General features: G+C 64.0%; 20 protein-coding genes and 1 tRNA gene. 15 read left to right on the forward strand and 6 right to left on the reverse strand.

Annotated elements, in window-relative coordinates; genetic code table 11:
* The first annotated feature begins 4 nt into the window (after positions 1-4).
* From ACYCTF_RS01905 to ACYCTF_RS01925, 5 genes are all read left to right on the forward strand, one after another.
* On the forward strand, positions 5-598 hold the full coding sequence (locus ACYCTF_RS01905; protein WP_461284484.1) for an FHA domain-containing protein: 594 nt from the start codon (positions 5-7) through the stop codon (positions 596-598).
* Positions 599-680: 82 nt separating this feature from the next.
* The gene (locus ACYCTF_RS01910) at positions 681-1427 is read left to right on the forward strand and encodes a GNAT family N-acetyltransferase (protein WP_461284485.1); all 747 of its coding nucleotides are present in this window, start codon (positions 681-683) and stop codon (positions 1425-1427) included.
* Positions 1424-2200 carry a lysophospholipid acyltransferase family protein gene (locus ACYCTF_RS01915; protein WP_461284486.1) on the forward strand — a complete coding sequence of 259 codons (777 nt, stop codon included), beginning with the start codon at positions 1424-1426 and terminating at the stop codon, positions 2198-2200. Before ACYCTF_RS01910 ends, ACYCTF_RS01915 begins: the two co-directional genes overlap by 4 nt.
* A gap of 74 nt (positions 2201-2274) precedes the next feature.
* Positions 2275-2961 (forward strand): osmolarity response regulator transcription factor OmpR, encoded by a 687-nt coding sequence (ompR, locus tag ACYCTF_RS01920; RefSeq protein ID WP_461284487.1) that lies wholly within the window; start codon positions 2275-2277, stop codon positions 2959-2961.
* On the forward strand, positions 2958-4262 hold the full coding sequence (locus ACYCTF_RS01925) for an ATP-binding protein (protein WP_461284488.1): 1305 nt from the start codon (positions 2958-2960) through the stop codon (positions 4260-4262). The genes ompR and ACYCTF_RS01925 overlap by 4 nt, the downstream gene beginning before the upstream one ends.
* Here ACYCTF_RS01925 and ACYCTF_RS01930 read toward each other — a convergent pair.
* Positions 4221-4424, reverse strand: coding sequence for a YgaP family membrane protein (locus tag ACYCTF_RS01930; protein ID WP_065970427.1), 204 nt, complete (start codon positions 4422-4424; stop codon positions 4221-4223). The genes ACYCTF_RS01925 and ACYCTF_RS01930 overlap by 42 nt on opposite strands.
* Before the next feature lie 239 nt (positions 4425-4663).
* Positions 4664-5449, reverse strand: coding sequence for a 3'(2'),5'-bisphosphate nucleotidase CysQ family protein (locus ACYCTF_RS01935; RefSeq protein ID WP_461284489.1), 786 nt, complete (start codon positions 5447-5449; stop codon positions 4664-4666).
* Positions 5450-5865: 416 nt separating this feature from the next.
* Here ACYCTF_RS01935 and ACYCTF_RS01940 point away from each other — a divergent pair, with 416 nt between their 5' ends.
* Positions 5866-6267 carry an ArsR/SmtB family transcription factor gene (locus ACYCTF_RS01940; protein ID WP_461284490.1) on the forward strand — a complete coding sequence of 134 codons (402 nt, stop codon included), beginning with the start codon at positions 5866-5868 and terminating at the stop codon, positions 6265-6267.
* Positions 6268-6327: 60 nt separating this feature from the next.
* Here ACYCTF_RS01940 and ACYCTF_RS01945 read toward each other — a convergent pair whose 3' ends face one another.
* The gene (locus ACYCTF_RS01945; protein WP_461284491.1) at positions 6328-7104 is read right to left on the reverse strand and encodes a helix-turn-helix transcriptional regulator; all 777 of its coding nucleotides are present in this window, start codon (positions 7102-7104) and stop codon (positions 6328-6330) included.
* A gap of 107 nt (positions 7105-7211) precedes the next feature.
* Here ACYCTF_RS01945 and ACYCTF_RS01950 point away from each other — a divergent pair, with 107 nt between their 5' ends.
* Entirely contained in the window at positions 7212-7976 is a 765-nt protein-coding gene (locus ACYCTF_RS01950; RefSeq protein ID WP_461284492.1) for a class I SAM-dependent methyltransferase, read from the forward strand.
* 252 nt (positions 7977-8228) lie between these two features.
* Here ACYCTF_RS01950 and ACYCTF_RS01955 read toward each other — a convergent pair whose 3' ends face one another.
* Positions 8229-9146, reverse strand: coding sequence for a fumarylacetoacetate hydrolase family protein (locus tag ACYCTF_RS01955; protein ID WP_461284493.1), 918 nt, complete (start codon positions 9144-9146; stop codon positions 8229-8231).
* Positions 9147-9335: 189 nt separating this feature from the next.
* Here ACYCTF_RS01955 and ACYCTF_RS01960 point away from each other — a divergent pair, with 189 nt between their 5' ends.
* Genes ACYCTF_RS01960 through ACYCTF_RS01990 form a run of 7 tightly spaced genes read left to right on the forward strand, consistent with a single transcriptional unit; the run spans position 9336 to position 16185 of the window.
* The gene (locus ACYCTF_RS01960) at positions 9336-12185 is read left to right on the forward strand and encodes a molybdopterin oxidoreductase family protein (protein WP_461284494.1); all 2850 of its coding nucleotides are present in this window, start codon (positions 9336-9338) and stop codon (positions 12183-12185) included.
* A gap of 11 nt (positions 12186-12196) precedes the next feature.
* The gene (locus ACYCTF_RS01965; protein ID WP_461284495.1) at positions 12197-12892 is read left to right on the forward strand and encodes a 4Fe-4S dicluster domain-containing protein; all 696 of its coding nucleotides are present in this window, start codon (positions 12197-12199) and stop codon (positions 12890-12892) included.
* 21 nt (positions 12893-12913) lie between these two features.
* Entirely contained in the window at positions 12914-13945 is a 1032-nt protein-coding gene (locus ACYCTF_RS01970; RefSeq protein WP_461284496.1) for a dimethyl sulfoxide reductase anchor subunit family protein, read from the forward strand.
* A 57-nt stretch (positions 13946-14002) separates the two neighbouring features.
* Positions 14003-14494, forward strand: a complete 492-nt coding sequence (moaC, locus tag ACYCTF_RS01975) for a cyclic pyranopterin monophosphate synthase MoaC (RefSeq protein WP_461284497.1) — start codon at positions 14003-14005, stop codon at positions 14492-14494.
* A 1-nt stretch (position 14495) separates the two neighbouring features.
* Positions 14496-15515 (forward strand): GTP 3',8-cyclase MoaA, encoded by a 1020-nt coding sequence (gene moaA / locus ACYCTF_RS01980; protein ID WP_461284498.1) that lies wholly within the window; start codon positions 14496-14498, stop codon positions 15513-15515.
* Between the two features lie 2 nt (positions 15516-15517).
* Positions 15518-15757 carry a MoaD/ThiS family protein gene (locus ACYCTF_RS01985; protein WP_461284499.1) on the forward strand — a complete coding sequence of 80 codons (240 nt, stop codon included), beginning with the start codon at positions 15518-15520 and terminating at the stop codon, positions 15755-15757.
* Positions 15757-16185, forward strand: coding sequence for a molybdenum cofactor biosynthesis protein MoaE (locus ACYCTF_RS01990; RefSeq protein ID WP_065970447.1), 429 nt, complete (start codon positions 15757-15759; stop codon positions 16183-16185). The genes ACYCTF_RS01985 and ACYCTF_RS01990 overlap by 1 nt, the downstream gene beginning before the upstream one ends.
* Here the strand turns inward: ACYCTF_RS01990 and ACYCTF_RS01995 are convergent.
* Entirely contained in the window at positions 16177-18030 is a 1854-nt protein-coding gene (locus ACYCTF_RS01995) for an ABC-F family ATP-binding cassette domain-containing protein (protein ID WP_461284500.1), read from the reverse strand. The two genes, ACYCTF_RS01990 and ACYCTF_RS01995, sit on opposite strands and share 9 nt — an antisense overlap.
* A gap of 723 nt (positions 18031-18753) precedes the next feature.
* Between ACYCTF_RS01995 and ACYCTF_RS02000 the strand changes: the two genes are divergently transcribed.
* A tRNA-Pro gene (locus ACYCTF_RS02000) sits at positions 18754-18830 on the forward strand.
* Here ACYCTF_RS02000 and ACYCTF_RS02005 read toward each other — a convergent pair.
* A partial coding sequence (locus ACYCTF_RS02005; RefSeq protein ID WP_461284501.1) for a hypothetical protein occupies positions 18793-18985 on the reverse strand: 193 nt, incomplete at its 5' end. The two genes, ACYCTF_RS02000 and ACYCTF_RS02005, sit on opposite strands and share 38 nt — an antisense overlap.

Genomic DNA, 18985 nt, shown 5'->3' on the forward strand with positions numbered 1-18985 from the left:
TGTTATGGACACCATGCCGAGTATTATTGTGAAGCTAAAACACGCGGTCATACGGCAAGTGCAACTCCCCCAGGGCGACCTGTCCATAGGTCGCCGCCCAAGCCATGCGCTGGTTCTGGAAGACGCGGCGGTCAGCGCCGATCACGCGAGCATATTCACCGTCGGTCAGGATTCCTTTCTGAAGGACCTGGGCAGCACCAATGGGACCTACATCAACAATCGCCGGACCCGCAAACACCACCTGAAGCCCGGCGATGAGATCGTAATCGGCAAATATACCCTCCTTTATCAGGATGACGACATGGCGCCGGTCAGGACACCCCAGCCCGCGGCCTTCGATGACGCCGCCTTGTTCGTCCTGAGCGGATTTAATAGCGGGAAGCGCATAGAGCTCACAAGCACGGTCACACACCTGGGCATGGCGGGGCAATCGGCCGCGCTTCTTTCCCGTACCGGCGACCGGTACACTCTCATGATCGGTCCCGACGCGGCGCATGTGGCGTACAACGGCAAGTCCGTGGCCCCCGGCGGTCAGGTCTTGACATCGGGCGACATTATCGAAGTGGGAGACACCCGGCTTCAGTTTTATCAACATTGAGCGCTTGACGTGCCCGGTACCAGGACAGTAGCTTTAACCCCCGGACTGGGCGACATCAGCGGCCGAGGCGCGGGGAATGAATATGGATGACTTGAGGGCGCAGAATCTGCGAGTGGAGTTCGCGGAAACGGCGGACGAGATCGCAGAGGCGCAAAGACTGCGCTATCAGGTCTTTGCTCGTGAGCTAGGGGCGGCGATCGGTGACCGGGATCGCGAATATGACGAGGATCGCTTCGATCCCTACTGCGTCCATATCGTCGTCCGCGACGACAGCGGCCGCGTAGTGGCTTGCTCGCGCATCCTGCCGCAGGATGCCGCGCACCGGTGTGGCGGATTTTATTCCCAGACCGAATTCGACCTCACCCCGATCCTCAGTCTGCCCGGCCGCATCATGGAAGTCGGCCGTATCTGTGTCCATACCGACTATCGCCGGGGGCCGGCGATCGCACTGCTCCTCGCGGGCCTTGCGCATATCATGGAAAACGGCCCTTACGATTACCTGATCGGTTGCGGCAGCGTGCCGTTGAGTCCGGATCGCGCGCAGGCCTTGCGCACCGTGGCCACGCTCATCCGCCGTTATGGTTGTCCCGAGCCCTATCGCGTCATCCCCCGCCACCCGCTGCCGGTCGTGGACGGCACGGATGACGAGACCGCGGCGCCGGCCTTGCTGCGCGCCTATATGCGCCTTGGCGCCTACGTCGGTGGCCCTCCTTGCCTGGATGCGGCATTCGATGTCGCCGACGTCCTTATCATCCTCTTCCGCAACCGGTTCAATCGCCGCTACCTTGAGCGCCTCCTCGGGCGTTCCTACAAACAAAAGGTCGCGTGAAGCTCCCCGGCGGGGCCCTAGTCCGGCTGCTGGCGCTGATCGGACATGCCTTGTGGGGTGTGGCGGTGACCGCCCTCGCCCCGTCCGGCGCCCTCAGCAATAGCGCGGGCGGGCGGCGCATCGTGCGCTTCTGGCACCGTGGCGTCCTCGCCATCCTCGGAATCCGGCTCAAGGCCATGGGCAAGCCCCTGGAGGCGCCGGTGCTTATCGTGGCCAACCACATCTCCTGGGTCGACATTGCCGCCCTCGGCGCCCTGTGTCCAGGACACTTCGTTGCCAAGCTGGAAATCGAGGCCTGGCCCGTGATCGGTTGGCTCGCGCGCCAGGCCGGCACCTACTTCATCCAGCGCGGGGACCGCACGGCCTCGGCAGGGGTCGCCCAGCGCATGACCGAGGCCTTCCTGCACCATCAATCGGTGCTGCTGTTTCCCGAGGGGACATCGACCGACGGACGCGAGGTGCGCCCCTTTCATGCGCGCCTGTTCGCCGCCGCGATCGAGGCGAACTGTCCGGTGCAGCCGGTCGTATTAGGCTACCCGGACACTCGAGGCAGCATCCACCCGGCCGCGCCCTTCATAGGGGAGGACACGCTCGTCAATCACCTCTGGAGACTCTTGCGCGCGCGCGGCGAATTCACAGTCGAGGTCCGTTTCCTGGCCCCGGAGCTCCCGACCGGCCTCAGCGCGCGCACGCTTGCCAATCGCGCCCACGATGTCATCGCCGCCCATCATGGCGGCATGCAGGGCGCACCGGCGGACGGGTTATCGGAATAACGACCCCGGGGTTGTCGTGTAGGGATTTGTAAAGCCCGGCGGCGCTGGTGGCGCAAGTCGGGTATCCTGTCACCATGCCGCGTATCCTCCTAGTCGATGATGACGCACGCCTGCGCGAGCTTTTGAGCCGCTACCTCTCGGAGCAGGGCTTCGTGGTCGTGGCCGTGCCCGACGGGCGCGCCATGGACAAGGCCTTGGCGCGCGCCGCCTATGATCTCCTCATCCTGGACATCATGCTGCCGGGAGAAAGCGGCCTCGATGTCTGCCGGCGCCTGCGCGCCGAGGGTCGTTATATCCCGCTGCTCATGCTCACCGCACGTGGCGACGAGGCCGATCGCATCATGGGACTCGACCTCGGGGCCGACGACTATCTGGCCAAACCCTTCAACCCCCGCGAACTCGTGGCGCGCATCAACGCCGTGTTGCGCCGTCAACGCCCGCCCGACGACAAGAAGCTGCGCTTCGGACGCTATCAGCTCGATATTCACGAACGCGCCCTGACCGCTGACGGGACGCCCGTCGACCTTACGACCGCCGAATTCGATCTTTTGCGGGTACTCGCCACGCACCCGCGCCAACCCTTGTCGCGCGACATCTTGATGCAGCTGGCCAGGGGCCGTGACCACATGCCCTTCGATCGCTCCATTGACGTACGGATCTCGCGCCTGCGCCGCTTGCTTGAGGATGACCCGGCCAAGCCGCGCTTCATCCAGACCGTATGGGGCTTTGGCTATGTTTTCAATCCGGGCGATACCCCGTGAGGCTGTGGCCCGATACCCTCTTTGGGCGCACCGCGCTCGTCATCGCGCTCGCGCTGGTCATCGCTCAGGCCACCTTCCTGATCCTGGTGCGGCTGTCTTTCAGTCCCGTGCATGTCGCGCAAATCGCCGATCTCGTGGCCGGTGAGGCGCGCATCGCCGGTGCTGCCCGCTCCCTGGTACCACCCGACCGGCAACCCGCCCTGATGCGCGCCTTGAAGGCCGCCGGCATACATTATGATGGCAGCCGGCCTGCAGGACCGCGCGCCCGAGGCCCGTTCGCGCGTACCCTCACCCGCGAACTCGCGGCCCGTGGCATCCACGCGTACATCGCGTTACGGCCGCACGGGTTGCTCATAGGTACGCATGGCACCGGTGCGCCGGTCTCTCTCCGTCTGCCGGGCCGCCCCCCGGCCCTCCCCTGGCCGCGTATCGGCTTTCTGATAGTCGGCGCGGTACTGACCGGCGCGGGGGCGCTACTGGTGGTACGACGCGTCAACCGGCCGCTCGCCGCGCTCGCCCAGGCCGCCACCGGCTTCGGCCGCGGCGAGGCCCTGCCCCCGCTATCGGAGGATGGCCCGGCAGAGATTCGCAGGGTGTCGCGGGCCTTCAACCGCATGACCGAGGATGCGCGCCGTTATGAGCGCGATCGGGCGCTGCTGCTGGCCGGTGTGTCCCACGACCTGCGCACACCGCTTGCGCGCATGCGCTTGGCCGTGGAGATGTATGGGGGCGATCCCGAATTGCAGGGGGGTATGGTCCAGGATATCGAGGAAATGGATGCGATCCTGGCCGAATTTCTCGCCTATGCCCGGCACGGCATCCAAGAGACCCCGGTCATGGGCGACCTCAATGCGCTGGTCCACGATGTCGTCTGGCGCTTCCGGCGCCACACACCCGATATCGACTACCATCCCGCGGTGGTGCCGCGCTTCCCCTACCGGCCCGTCGCCATCGGCCGGCTGGTATCAAACCTCGTGGATAATGCCGTCTCCCACGGCAAACCGCCGATCGTGGTGCGCCTTTTGGCCACCGAAGGCTGCGTGCGTATCGTGATAGAGGATAGCGGGCCGGGCTTGAGCGAGGCGCGCTGCGCAGAACTCATCGCCGCTCGCGAATTGCACGCAAGCGACCGCCGCGGGCTCGGGCTTGCCATCGCGCGACGGATCGCCGAGGCCCACGGCGGCACACTCGACCTCGCCCCGCGCGACGCGGGCGGACTGCGCGCCACCATCCGTCTCCCGCTGCCCGGGGAGGCCCGTTTATTCGAAGGCGCAGCCGGTACGCAGGCCCATAGCCTTTAGGATTTTGGCCAAGGGGCACAAACCGGTGAAGGCCGCCTGCAACAGATTCGCACCCACGAACGCCGTGACCCACAACCAATCGGCGGACACATAATGCGCAAGCAGCAGACTGAGCAGAACCACGCTTCCGGCAAAGGCCATCACGACCCGATCGACTGACATAAATCACCTCCTGAGAGTGGACACATGGACTTATTATATCATGGATCGCTAATATTGCAGGGGCGACGAGGGTCTAAGCCCTCATGGTCCCCGTAACCCCGCACGCCGCCGTCATCGGTGGGATCGGCCGGTAGACACCGTGCCGCCTCGAAGGTCTTGCGCCATGCGCGACCCGTCACAACCCCTGCCGCCCGGCCGCCCCTGGAACGGACGCCCCGGCCGGCGGATAGCAGGCGGCCTTACAGGAAGTCCGGCCACGCGAACCGGGCATCGGCGACTGCCACGAAAGACGGGTTGAGCTGCCGGGCATGGTGGTAAATAAGCGGCTGGCGGCCCGCCACCCATACTGCCCCGCCACTCTCCTCCACCAGGCATTGCCCGGCGGCCGTGTCCCAAGTGTGCGTTGGGCCAAAGCGCGGATAGAGGTCCGCGCGTCCTTCGGCAAGCCACCCAAATTTCCACGCCGAACCGAGCGCCGTGCGTTCGATGCCCCCCTCGTCGCACGCCAGCGCCTCACACAGCCCGGTTACCGCCTCCGTCCCGTGCCGGGCACTGCCCACCACGCGCACGGGACCGCCCAGGAACGCCCGTCCGTTCAGACGCTGCACACCTGCCGACGTCCTCTTGAAGGCCCCCCCGCCCTTTAACGCGAAATAGCACTCGCCTGTGACCGGCACGAATATGACGCCCACGACCGGACGCCCGCCCTCGACGAGCGCCACATTGACCACAAAGGCGCCGGTACGCGCCACGTATTCCTTGGTTCCATCGAGCGGGTCGACAGACCAATATCGGTCCCCAGCAACCTCGCCCCCCTCTTCCGAGGCCACCGGCACATCCGGCGTGGCCTGAGCGAGCACCGTCATGATGACCTCGTGGGCGGCCCGGTCAGCCGGTGTTACCGGACTGCCGTCGCTTTTCAGATCAACGGGCCCGGTGGTACGGTAGTGCGTAAGTATCGCCGCCCCCGCCCGTTCCCCCGCGGTCTGCGCCCACTCCAGATATCGCTCGTAGCCCCCATTCACTTCGCTCTTCCCCCGGTAATGATGTGTCAATGACGCCAATGGGTAGTTATTATTCCATAACACGCGCCCGCGCGCTTCCAAGACACCCGGACCCGGCCATACCTCTGAAAATCCGGGTCCCCGCCATAAATTGCCGTATATTCCCTGTGTTTTTTATGGCCATTTTAGACGTCTATGATTCCATGGCGCATGACGCATAGGGATTCCATGACACACGACAAGTAGGCCTCCTCGTCAAAATCATGAAAATAGGTGCTGCTATTGTCGCTAAAATGCGGTATAGTTTGCGCCCAAAGAATCGCGCACGGTTCTTGATGGCAGCGGCAACGCCTCTCGACCAAGAACGTTCTTGGAACCAAATACAGGCGGCGTTGTCCTTGGAAAATTGATAGCAACTAATAAGGTAACCTCAACCGATGACAATGAAAATTACGGCGGCAACGCGTGCTCTTACGGCACTTGCACAGGAGACACGACTTGGCATCGTCCGATTGCTGGTCAAGGTTGGCCCAAGCGGGCTCGTAGCCGGTCAAATCGCCTTACGTCTCAAACTCGCTCCGGCCACGTCGTCCTTCCACCTGTCGCAGTTGACGCAAGCCGGGCTTATCAAGCCATCGCGGGAAGGCCGCTCGATACGTTACTCCCCTGTGCTCAGCACCATCGGGGAATTGTTGGCGTTTTTGGATGAGAATCTGAGCGGTGGTCCGACCGAGAAGGCGGCAGCCAAAGCGTCGGCGAAGAGCACCCCGAAGCCCGCGGCCAATAGCGCGACGAAGGCGGCACCGGCCAAAAAGAAGGCCGCTCGCAAGAGTCGCTGAGGGTAACGGCGAAACCTGGGCGAGACGGGCGGACGGCGTGCCGCCGTTCGTCTCGATCCCTCAGGATCCAGGACGCGCACACAGCACAACGAGCTTCAGATCGCGCTCGACGAGTGAGGCGAAGGTCGTTTGCTCGTAGACCGCAAGCCCCAGGACCGGATGACGAAAGGTCTTGACCGCGGGGTCGCGGAATGACACCTCACGGCGCTGCCAATAGGCGCGGAACTCGGCGCTTTGGCGACCGAGGTCTGCCACCAGTTCCTCATACTGCCCCTCTCCCGCGAGATCCCCGGCATCCGCCGAAAACTCCGCCACCAGCCGACGCGCGCGCTGCGGCCAATCGACCACGAAGTCACGCGCCGCCGGTACGCAGAACATGAAACGCAGCAGATTGCGTTCCTGACCCTGGGATCCGAGCCAATCCGGAAACAGGGCCTCGGCCTCCTTGTTCCAGGCCAGCGCATCCCAATAGCGCCCCAGGCAATAGGCCGGGCTTGCGATACGTTCCAGGACCGATGCGATCGCCGGCGACACACGCGGCGTCCGGCGATGCGCGCGCTGCGGTGCAAGACCGGCCGCCTCCCAAAGATAACGCCGTTCCGCATCGGTCACGGCCAGCACATCCGCAAGTCGCGCCAGGGTATCGGCAGAGACCTGGGGCGCACGCCCCTGCTCGATCCACGTATACCATGTGACGCTGATCCCACACAGCGTGGCCAATTCCTCGCGGCGCAGGCCCGGCGTACGGCGCCGTCGCGCACCCGCCGACCCCTGCGGTGCGGCGCGCTCGCGCAGCATCCGCAAAAAACGCCCTAGCTCTTCCGGTCTAGTCGGCACGCCGATCCGATCCCAGTAGTCTGTATACCAGTATAACAGGCTGGTCTGGTACCAGCATGGGGGAGCTGTATGCTTACCCGCGTCGTTAATTGCGAGGGATGTCCGCCATGAGCCATGACCAAGATGTCACGCGTCAGTTCGATGATGTCGCTGCCGGCTATGAAAACAGCGCCGTACATGCCGAGGGCCCGGATCTCGCGCTGTTTCGCCATGCCGCCGAACGCCTGCGCCCCGGCCACGCCCTCGATGTCGGTTGTGGACCCGGGCATGTGGCCTTGGCGGTGGCGCCGTTCTGCGCCCATGTGCAGGCGGTCGACGCCAGCCCCGCCATGCTCGCGATCGCCGCCGAGCGCGCCCGTAAGGCCGGCCATAGCCATATGGATATCCGGGAGGCCTCCGCCACCCGGCTGCCGTTTGCCGATGCCGCCATGGATCTCGCCACCTGCCGTTTCAGTGCCCATCACTGGCGCGACCTAGCCGCAGGGATACGCGAGATCGGGCGTGTCCTGCGCCCCGGCGCACACTTCATTTTGACAGACAGCGTCGCCCCCGACGACCCGCTGGCCGATACCCACCTCCAGGCCATCGAGGTGTTGCGCGACGCGACCCATGCGCGCAACTACACGGTCTCGGCGTGGATGGCGCTCCTTGCGGCCCATGGCCTGGCACCCTTGCGGACGGATCATTTCCGTATTCGTCTGATGTTCGCCGATTGGGTGGCACGCGCCAAGACCCCGCCTGCGCGGATCGATGCAATCAAGGAACTGTTGTCTAACGCCCCGGCCGAGGCGCGCTCGCGGCTGGGTGTGGAGGAAGACGGATCGTTTCATCTCGACGTCCTGACCGTGCAGTGCGAGAAACGCGGCTACTGACGGCAAGCGCGACAAGTCGCGGCCCCAGGGGCCACGAGCAACCCTCTTGGGGGCTGGACCTGCGAATCCAAAGGGATCCGGGAGACCTCATGCGCCCGTAACGCCGGTCGCGTATGGGGTCCGTGGCCTACTGACGACCTATCGTTGGCGGACGTAAGGGCCTGCCTTGAACCCGTTGGCAAGAAACCCGTGGCAGCGGCCGCGACGCGCCCAGAGGGCGTAAAGACCACGGCTACCGTCGCCCGAGGTCTCTCAATCAGGGGCAACAAAGCGGTTTTCGATCGCCCCTATCCCCGTGATCTGCATGCGGACCACGTCGCCCGCGGAGAGATAGCACGGCGGCGTGCGGCTCATGCCGACCCCTGGCGGGGTACCGGTGGCGATGACATCACCCGGCTCGAGCGTGACCAGCTGGGAAAGATGGCTGACGAGCGCCGGCACGTCATAGATCATATCCGAGGTGCGGCCCTGCTGGCGCAGCTCCCCATTGACCCAGGTCTCTAGCACCAGATCGTGCGCGGCCCCGACATCCGCCTTCTCGACCACGGCAGGACCCATCGGCGCAAAACCATCGCTGATCTTTCCGGCAAGCCATTGGCCGGTCCGAAACTGCAGGTCGCGGGCACTCACATCATTGATCACGGTGTAGCCGAACACAGAGTCCAAGGCCTCATCCATGGTGACTCGCCGCGCGCGCCGGCCGATGACGACACCGAGCTCCACTTCATAGTCGACCGCTTGCGACTGCGCCGGCAGCCTGACGTCATGATACGGGCCGGTTATGGCGTTGGCCCATTTCGCGAAGAGCGGCGGTTCGGGCGGAATCGGCTGCCCGATCTCGCGGGCGTGACTGCGATAATTGAGGCCGATACCGATGAAGCGGCCGGGGTCGTGCAGCGGCGCGCCAAGCGTGAGGGCCGCGGTATCCAGGGCGCGCGCACCACCCCCCGGGCCATTGCGCCGCAAGGCATCGAGAAAGGCGTCGACCCCGGGCGAGGCCAGAAACGCACGCAGACTGGCGGCGGCAAGCGCCGCCGCGACACCCGGCAGTCTCCCGCCCACCAAGTCCCGGCACCGGCGATAGCAGTCGGCGAGATCGTAGAGCGCGCCTGCCATGTTCACGCCTAGACGGTAACCGCTCCGCGCCTTCTTGTAGCGCACAAACTCCATGCCATGCCCCTTTTTGGGAATACCCCCGGCAACGGCGCCGGCGGGCTTCTATAAATCTGCGTGATATGCCTCATCACACCATGAAATAACTATCTGATTCTTATCAGGTTATCAAAACAATTCTCTGGTATTCCGGTATGCTTTTCGTGTACCGTTCAAGCGTCGCCACCTTTAGTTCCGGGAGACTGTATGTCAGCACCACAACACGAGCACGAGCACGGTACGTCGGAGGTGAAGTATTCCACCTGCTATATGTGCGCCTGCCGGTGCGGCATCAAGGTGACGATAGAGAACAATCAGGTCCGCTTCATCCAGGGTAACCGCAATCATCCGATCAATAAAGGCGTGCTGTGCGCCAAGGGGTCGGCAGGCATCATGAAGCAGTGCTCACCGGCCCGCTTGCACAGCCCGCTTTTGCGCAAGCCCGGTACCGAGCGCGGCGCCGGGGAGTTCATCGAGATCTCCTGGGACAAGGCGCTAGACATACTCACCGAGCGGCTTGCGCGCATTCGCGCCACCGATCCCAACAAATTCGCGTTCTTCACCGGCCGCGACCAGATGCAGGCACTCACGCGTCTATTCGCCGAGCAGTTCGGCACGCTCAACTGGTCGGCGCATGGCGGCTTTTGTTCCGTGAACATGGCCGCCGCCGGCCTCTATACCTTGGGCTATGCCTTCTGGGAATTCGGTGATCCGGACTGGGACCGTACCAAGTATTTCATGCTCTGGGGGGTTGCCGAAGACCACAACTCGAACCCGATGAAGATCGGTATCGAGAAACTAAAGAGCCGCGGCGGCAAGTTCGTCGGCATCAACCCGGCGCGCACCGGCTATCAGGCGGTCGCCGACGAATGGGTGCCGATCCGGCCTGGCACCGACGCGATGCTGGCGCTGTCTATGATCCACGTCCTGCTCTCGCGCGAGCTTTTCGACTGGGACTTTCTGATCCGCTACACCAATGCCCCGTTCCTCGTGGTGCAGACCCCCGGAGAGAAGGGTGACGGACTCATCTATCGTGACGAGGCCGGACAACCGCTGGCCTGGGACCTCAAAAAAGAGGCGTTCGTAAACGGCCTCGACGCCTCCTGCCACCCGGCGCTCTTCGGCGAACACAAGACGCCTGATGGACGCACGGTGAAGACGGTCATGACGCTGCTTGCCGAACGTTATCTAGACGAGCGTTTCGCGCCCGTGAACGCCGCCAAGATCTGCGGGGTGCCGGCCGCTACCATCGAGCGCCTAGCGCTGGAAATGGCCCACGTGGCCTTCAAAGAGACCATAGAGGTCGCCGTCGAATGGACAGACTGGGCGGGCCGCAAGCACGACAAGTTCATCGGCCGGCCGGTGTCCATGCACGCCATGCGCGGGGTCTCGGCGCACTCCAACGGCTTTCAGGCGGCGCGCGCCATCCATTTCCTGCAGATCCTGCTCGGCACCATCGACTGCCCCGGTGGATTTCGCGCCAAGCCCCCCTACCCACGGCCGGTGCCGTCGCCCGGCAAGCCCGCCCGGCATAGCGCCCCCAACACCCCGCTCGATGCGCACCCGCTCGGCTTCCCGACGGCCCCCGAGGATCTCGTGATCGATGACGAGGGGCGACCATTGCGCATCGACAAGGCCTATTCGTGGGAGGCGCCGATTGCCAATCACGGCCTCATGCACATGGTGATCACGAACGCCGTCAAGGGTGACCCCTACCCGATAGACACGCTGTTGTTCTTCATGGCCAACATGGCCTGGAACTCAAGCATGAACACCGCCAACATCCAAGACATGCTGCGCGCAAAGGGCCCCGACGGGGAATACAAGATCCCATTTCTGGTGGTGGCCGACGCCTTCCATTCCGAGACCGTGCATTTCGCGGACCTGGTGTTGCCGGATACCACCTATCTCGAGCGCTACGACGCGATCTCGCTCCTCGATCGGCCGATCTCCGAGCCGGATGCGGTGGCCGACTCCATCCGCCATCCGCTGCTCGCGCTCGATCGCGACGTTCGTCCCTGGCAGGAGGTCATGATCGAGCTCGGTGCGCGCCTCAAACTCCCGGTCTTCACCAACGCCGACGGGACGCCCAAGTACAAGGGCTATAAGGACTTCATCACCTATTACGAGCGCGAGCCCGGCATAGGCTTCTTGGCCGGCTACCGGGGTGCCGACGGCAGCAAGTCGCTGCGCGGCGAACCCAATCCCCATCAGTGGGAGCGCTACATCGAAAACCAGGGCTTCTTCCAGTACCACCTGCCCAAGGGCATCCGCTACATGCGGTTTGCCAACAAGGGCTACCTGGAATTTGCCGTGGAGGCGGGCTTCCTGAAGACCGCCGAGCCGATCATGATCGAACTCTATTCCGAGGCCATCCAGCGGTTCCGCTTGGCCGGGCTCGGACTCTATGATGGCCCGACCCCCAAGGAGCGCGTCGATCAGGAGCGCCTGGCCACCTACTTCGACCCCCTGCCGGACTACTACGAACCGCTGGAGCAGCAGCGCGTCGACAAGGAAGAGTACCCGTTCTTTGCGGTCAACCAGCGCCCCATGATGATGTACCACTCCTGGGATTCGCAGAACGCCTGGCTTCGGCAGATCATTGCCCAAAACCATCTTTACATGAACCGTGCCCGCGGCGAGAGCCTTGGATTCAAGGACGGGGACTGGGTATGGGTGGAATCGCACAACGGCAAGATCCGTGTGCAACTGCGCCTCATCGAAGCCTGTCAGGAAGACACGGTATGGACCTGGAACGCGATCGGCAAGCAATCGGGCACGTGGGGATTGAAACCCGGCGGTCCCGAGGCCACCGAGGGCTTCCTCATGAACCACCTGATCTCGGAGCTCCTCCCGGAGAAGTCCGGCGAGCGGCGGCTCACGAATTCCGACCCGATCACCGGGCAGGCGGCGTGGTACGACCTGCGCGTGAAAGTCACGCGCGCCGCCCCTGGCGAGGAAGGCGTATGGCCGACGTTCGCCAATGTCGCGCCGTTGCCGGGCGCGCTGCCCAAGCCCGATATCCTGCGCTATAACACGCGCACCAAAGCGAGTTAAAGGAGTCCGTCATGCGCCTAGGCCTTGTCATCGATCTCGACACCTGCGTCGGCTGCCACGCGTGCGCGACGGCCTGCAAGCAGTGGAATACGAGCTCCATCACAGCCCCGCTCACGGATTACGATCCCTATGGAAAGGAACCCTCCGGGGTGTGGTTTAACCGTATTCGCCATTACGAGATCGGCGAATACCCGAACAACAAGACCATCAACTTCCCGATGTCGTGCATGCACTGCGAAAACGCCGAGTGCGTGACCGTGTGCCCGACGGGCGCCTCCTACAAGCGTCCCGAAGATGGCATCGTGCTTGTCGATCAAGACAAGTGCATGGGTTGCAACTACTGCTCCTGGGCATGCCCCTACGGCGCGCGCGAACTCGATCGCGAGTCGGGCACCATGAAGAAGTGCACCTTGTGCGTAGACCGCATCTACGACGAGACGCTGCCGGTCGAGGACAGGCAGCCGGCATGCGTGCTGGCCTGTCCGGCCCATGCGCGCCTGTTCGGCGATCTCGACGACCCCGAGAGCACGACCAGCCGCGCCGTGCGCGAACGCGGCGGCTATGCGCTCATGCCTGAGCTCAACTACAACCCGACGAACCATTATCTGCCGCCGCGGACGCGGCCGGCGATACCCACCTCCGACCTTCCGCGCGGATCGCTGGCGCGCAAGGTCAAGGAGTGGGTCAACCGTGTCATTGAACGTTAAACACATCAGGGGGCTTAAAATATGAACCCGTCACTTGCCGTCATATTCTTAACGCTCTTCTCGGGCGCCGGATTCGGTCTCATGGCGATGGTCGCGATCGTCAACGACTTCGCGATCGACGGAGGCTTGAGCCCGTTGCGTACCGCCATCCTCGTGGCACTCGCCTTGCTGCTCGTGACCATAGGTATGGTGTCGTCGACTGCGCACCTCGCGAACCCGAAGAATGCCTGGCGGGCGTTCACCCGCTGGCGGACCTCGTGGCTTGCGCGCGAGGGCGTGTTCGCAGTGCTGTTCTATCCGCTGGCCATCGCCTACCTCGGCTGGGTGTTCTTCACAAACAGCGACCAGAATGACGGGGCGCTCGTGCTCGGCAACATCGCGGGCCTGATCGGGCTTGCCACGATCTTCTGCCAGGGCATGATCTATGCCTGCCTACGGACCATACGGCAATGGCATACGCCGCTCGTCCCGGCGAATTTTTACGCCCTCGGACTTGCGCTCGGCATGACCATCCTTGCGACCAGCCGGGTGCTCGCCCGCGGGCCGGATCTCATACTGGTAAGCGCGGCCTGCGCGCTGCTGGTGGCGGCCGGGGTCATGAAGGCAATCTATTACTTTTGGATCGGCGCCCCGAGCGGCACGACCCTGCAGACTGCTACGGGAGTCACGGGTGGACGGGTGAAGCTCCTGGATCAGGGGCACACCTTTGGGACATTTTTGACCCATGAATTCAGCAACTGCATAAGTCCGACCCGGGCGCGGAACTTCAAGATCGCAGTGTATGTCCTGGGGATCTTTGCGCCCATGGCGATCCTGCTCGCCGCGGCCCACATGGCCCTTGGTCTGGGCGTGCTGTTGGCCCCACTGCTGGCCTTCATCGGGATCGGGCTCGAGCGCTACCTGTTCTTCGTGGAGGCCCAGCATGTGGTGAACCTCTACCACGGACGCATGCCCGGCTCCTTGCCGCAGATGCACCCGGCCTTGCGGGGTGGCGCGGTAAGCCCGTCTGTGGTCGGCAAGCCGCGGCTCGTCCCGAGCTACGAGAAGCGCTAGAGCTTATCGGCGCCGACCGTTATAGTGCCCGGAGATCAGGAGCGCGGGAGCCGGCGCATGGCAGACGAGAACGAAAACGGCGGCCTTACGCACTTTGATGCGCACGGCCAGGCGCGGATGGTGGATGTGACCGAGAAGGCCACCACCTCCAGGGTGGCGGTCGCCGAGGGGCGCATCACCATGGCCCCCGAGACCGCCGACACCATCCGGGCCGGCACGATTCGCAAGGGGGATGTGCTGGGTGTGGCGCGGCTCGCGGCCATCCAGGCCGCCAAGCGCACCGATGCCTTGATCCCACTCTGCCATCAGGTGCCGATCTCGGGACTCGATGTCAGCTGGGACTTCGTCGATGCCACCTGTCTACGCTGCTCGGTCAGTGTCCGCACGCGCTATATGACCGGCGTGGAGATGGAGGCTTTGACAGCCGTTGGCATTGCGCTCTTGACCGTTTACGATATGTGTAAGGCCATGGATCGCGGCATGGTCATTGACGGAATCCGCTTGGTACACAAGGAGGGAGGCCGCTCTGGAACCTGGGATCGCACGTGATATGGCAGGCACCGGGGCCCTCGTCCCACAGCCGGAGGATCTCCATGACCGTTTCGGTCGCCGGATTTCCTATTTGCGGGTATCGTTGACCGAACACTGCAACCTGCGTTGCCGATATTGCTCTCCGGAAAAAGGCACACCGCGCTTTGCGCGCAAGGACCATCTCGCGCCCGCCGAACTCGACCAGCTGCTTTCGGTCTTTCGCGGCCTTGGCGTGCGCCATATGCGCTTTACAGGCGGCGAACCGCTGCTCTATCCCTGGCTTTGCGATCGCATCGCTCATGCCCGCAGCCTCGGCATCGAGAAACTGAGCGTCAGCACCAATGGTTACCTGCTCGACCGGCTCGCCGGGGCACTGGCCGACGCGGGCCTGAAGCGACTGAATGTCAGTCTCGACAGCCTCGTGCCGGAGCGCTTCGCGCGCATCACCCGGGGAGGTGATGTGAACCGGGTCCTGCGCGGTCTTTTCATCGCCCGCGAGTCCATCCCGCACATCAAATTGAACGCAGTCCTCCTGAAAGACGAGAATTTCGATGAGATCCCGGCTTTGGTCGACTTCGCCCTCGCCGAAGGCTTCGACATCCAGTTCATAGAGACCATGCCCTTAGGGATTGCGGGCAGCACGAGCCGCGCCGACAGCTACGTGAGCGTGGCCGAGGCCGAGGCACGCATCGCCCGCACGCACGCCCTGATAGCGCGCCCGAGGGCGCCTGATGACGGGCCCTCCCGCCGCTTTGGCGTCGCCGGTTTTGCCAACGCTATCGGTTTCATAAGCCCCATCAGCCAGAACTTCTGCGCCGGTTGCAACCGCGTGCGCCTGACATCCACCGGTCGGCTTGTCTATTGCTTGGGCCAGGACGACGGGGTCGACCTGCTAGCGCCGCTACGCGCCGGACTGACCCCTAAGGCCCTAGCGGATCTCATCCGCGATAAGGTCTGGCATGAAAAGCCCGAGCGACACACCTTCAACGACGAACCCGGGCGCGCGGCGCCCGTCTATATGATGCGTTTGGGGGGCTAACCGTGATCACCGTTCGCTATTTTGCCGCGGTGCGCGAGATCCTGGGGTGCGACACACGCAAGCTCGCGCCCACGGACACGCCCCAGCGCGCCTCGGATGTCCTGGAGGCGCTCGCCGGTGCGCGTCTCGCCGATCTCCCCACGCCCCTTCTCGTTGCCATCAACTGCGAACATGCATCACTCACAAGCCTCGTGCACGACGGCGATGAAGTCGCATTCTTCCCACCGGTAAGCGGCGGCTGATGATCGTCAGACTCCAGACCGAAGACTTCGATGCCGAGCGCGAGGCACAGGCGCTCGAGGTCAAGGGCGCGGGCGCGCGCGTGAGCTTCGTCGGTACGGTGCGCGACAGCGCGCAGGGTCGTGCCATCACGGCGCTCGAGATCGAGCACTATCCGGAGATGACGCGCGCGGAACTTGCGCGTATCGGTGCATCCGCCCAGGCCCGCCATGATCTCCAGGAGGTACTCATCATCCATCGCTATGGGCATCTGGCCTGCCATGAGCGCATCGTACTCGTCACCGTGTGGTCGGCACACAGGGCTGAGGCCTTCGCCGGCTGCCAGGCGATCGTCGATGCCCTGAAGACGCGCGCCCCCTTTTGGAAAAAGGAGATCTCGCCTGAAGGCGCCATGTGGGTGCCGGGCCAAACGCCCCAGGGCCTAGGATAGGCGTGCTGCGACCTCGGCCAGCCTTTCCTCCAGGGCCAGCCACCCCTCCTCATCGGCGGCCTGGCGGGCCGTGACGATCGCGCGCTCGGCCTGCAGGATCTTGATGGTCTCTCCCCCCTGCTGGTAGGCGCGCGGATCACCCAATACCGCATCGATCTCGGCAAGACGCGCGGCATCCGCGGCCATGCGCGCCTCGATGGCCTGTTGCTCGCGCCGATAGGTCGCAGGAGATATGGTGGGGCGTCGCCCCTCCTTTTTGGGCCTTGCCGCGGCCTTCGGCGCACGCGATGCCACCGTCTCTCGCTGATAGTCCTCGAGGTCGCCCGCGTACTCCCGTACCCCACAGTCCCCCACCAGCCACAAGGTATCGACGCACGAGCGGATCAGATGGCGATCATGCGACACCAGAATCAAGGCCCCGCTATAGTCCTGCAGGGCGTTGCCCAGGGCCTCGCGCATCTCGAGATCGAGATGGTTGGTGGGCTCATCGAGCAACAGGAGATGGGGGCGGCCCCACGACAGGCCGGCCAGTACAAGCCGGCTCTTCTCCCCGCCCGATAGCCCCTGGATCGTCCGCTCCAGACCGCCCGATGCGAAGCCAAAACCCCCCAGATAGTCGCGCAAGGCCTGTAAGGGTGCGGCCGCATCGAGGGCCGCCATGTAGGAAAGCGGCGTGCCCCGCGGATCGAGTTGCTCCAGTTGATGCTGCGCGAAATACCCGACGGTGATGCCGGCGGTGGCGGTGCGCGCCCCCGCGGTCGGTGCAAGCCCCCCCAAAAGGACCTTCAGAAAAGTCGACTTGCCGGCGCCGTTGCGACCGATCACGCCAATGCGATCACCGGGCGCGACCGTGATGCCCACTCCCGTAAATAGCGATGCCGCACCGGGATAGCCGAATGTGACATCGCGCAACGCGATCAGGGTATCGGGCATGCGCTCCGGGCCCTTCAACGGCAGCGTATACCGGACCTCGCCGCGAAGCTTGGTCACGCGCTCCATGCGCTCCAGCATCTTCAAACGACTCTGCGCCTGGCGCGCCTTGCTGGCCTTGGCCCGAAAGCGCGCCACGAAGCGCTCCAACACCTCGACCTGCGCCATCTGCTTGCTCTCCGCCGCCCCCCTTTGGGCGGCCTCGAGGGCGCGACGTTCGACGTAGGCATCGTACGATCCTACGTATAAAGACAAGGTGCGATCATGGATGGCCGCCACGCGATTGACGATCGCGTTCAGGAAATCCCGGTCGTGGGATACGACCAAAAGCGCCCCATCGAAGCGCGCCAGATACTGCTCGAGCCAAGCAATGGCCTCGAGGTCCAGGTGGTTGGTGGGCTCATCCAGCAGCAAAAGATCGGCACGGGCCATGAGCGCACGAGCGAGGTTCAGGCGCATACGCCAACCCCCGCTCAAGACCCGGACGGGCCGCCCCAGGTCCTCTTGCGAAAAGCCCAATCCCGCCAAGAGCTGGCTTGCGCGCGCCCCGGCGCTGAAACCCTCGATCGCCTCATAGCGGGCCTGGGCGGCGAAATAGCGCTCATCGTGGACCCCGCTCGCAAGGTCTCTCTCCAAGGTCCGCAACTCCGGATCCCCGTCGAGGGTAAACGCCAGCACCGAGGCATCCGTGTCCGGGATCTCTTGGGCCACCGCCACGACACTCACCGCCCCCGCGAACTCAAGCCGCCCCTCCTCCGGCTCCAGGCGCTCATGGATGATTCGAAGGAGCGTGGACTTCCCTGAGCCGTTACGGCCGACAAGACCGATCCGCTGGCCCCGGTAGACCTCAAGCGAGACATCGCGGAAGAGCTCCTCGCCACCCACGCGGAACGATAGATCTCGGACATTAAGCATCCATGTAGTCTACCAAAAAGCGCGGCGGCGCTCCGCCTGTAACCGCGCAGCGGTTCAGGGGGTGGTGAGGTGGCGCGAAATCCCACTCAAAGTCGCGCCTCGCCTGATATATGGACTCCCCCTGCATGGCCGCACGTATTGGCCTTTGGCATCAGGATCGGACTGCATAAATATCGCTGGCCTCTCGTGCATCCGTAGACCAAACCCTGATGACGCTCGCTCGCAGACGCCTCGCAAGTTCCTCTGTGGACAATCGACCGCTGAGACGGCAAGGCGTAAATCTGCGGCGGTCGGGTCGGCTTCCATCAGTGGCCACGCGCAAGCCAACATGGCGTTTGGCAGCTGACGGCAACGCGATCCATAAACGCTTTCGGTACCAAGGCTGCGTGAGGCCGCAGTCTCCCCGGTGTTCACGGGTCGATATCGGAAACTCGAGGCGGCGGCTGCTCCCGGTCGACGGGGCCCCATCCCCCCCTATTCTGATGCCTTCATTTGCCCGGGCGCGGCGCTGTTTCCCATACTGGCCTCGGAACCGTTACCGGGGCGGGCTCCTGGGCTCGGCGAGAGCCGTTCATGGGCCGCGGCCACCCTCCGGCGAGCCGCCTAACCGCCTCGTCCGATTCGCCCTCGCCGAACGAGGTCTCACGCACACCCTCGACCCGCCCCATCGGAATAACACCACCTTTGATACTAAGGGCGCTTACGGTATGATGCCACACGGAACGGGGCGTAGCGCAGCCTGGTAGCGCACCTGAATGGGGTTCAGGTGGTCGGAGGTTCAAATCCTCTCGCCCCGACCAATAAAAACAATGACTTATCCTCTTTCTTTCGTAAATAATCGGCCAACCCGTCTTGAGTCAGTTGAAGCTTTGAGTTAGGAGCGGGGCGGTTATCAGGCCCACCCAAAAAAGATTGCTGGACACGAGGATGACGGTGCTTTAGTATTCCCTTCATG

The sequence above is a fragment of the Acidiferrobacter sp. genome (assembly GCF_054609335.1).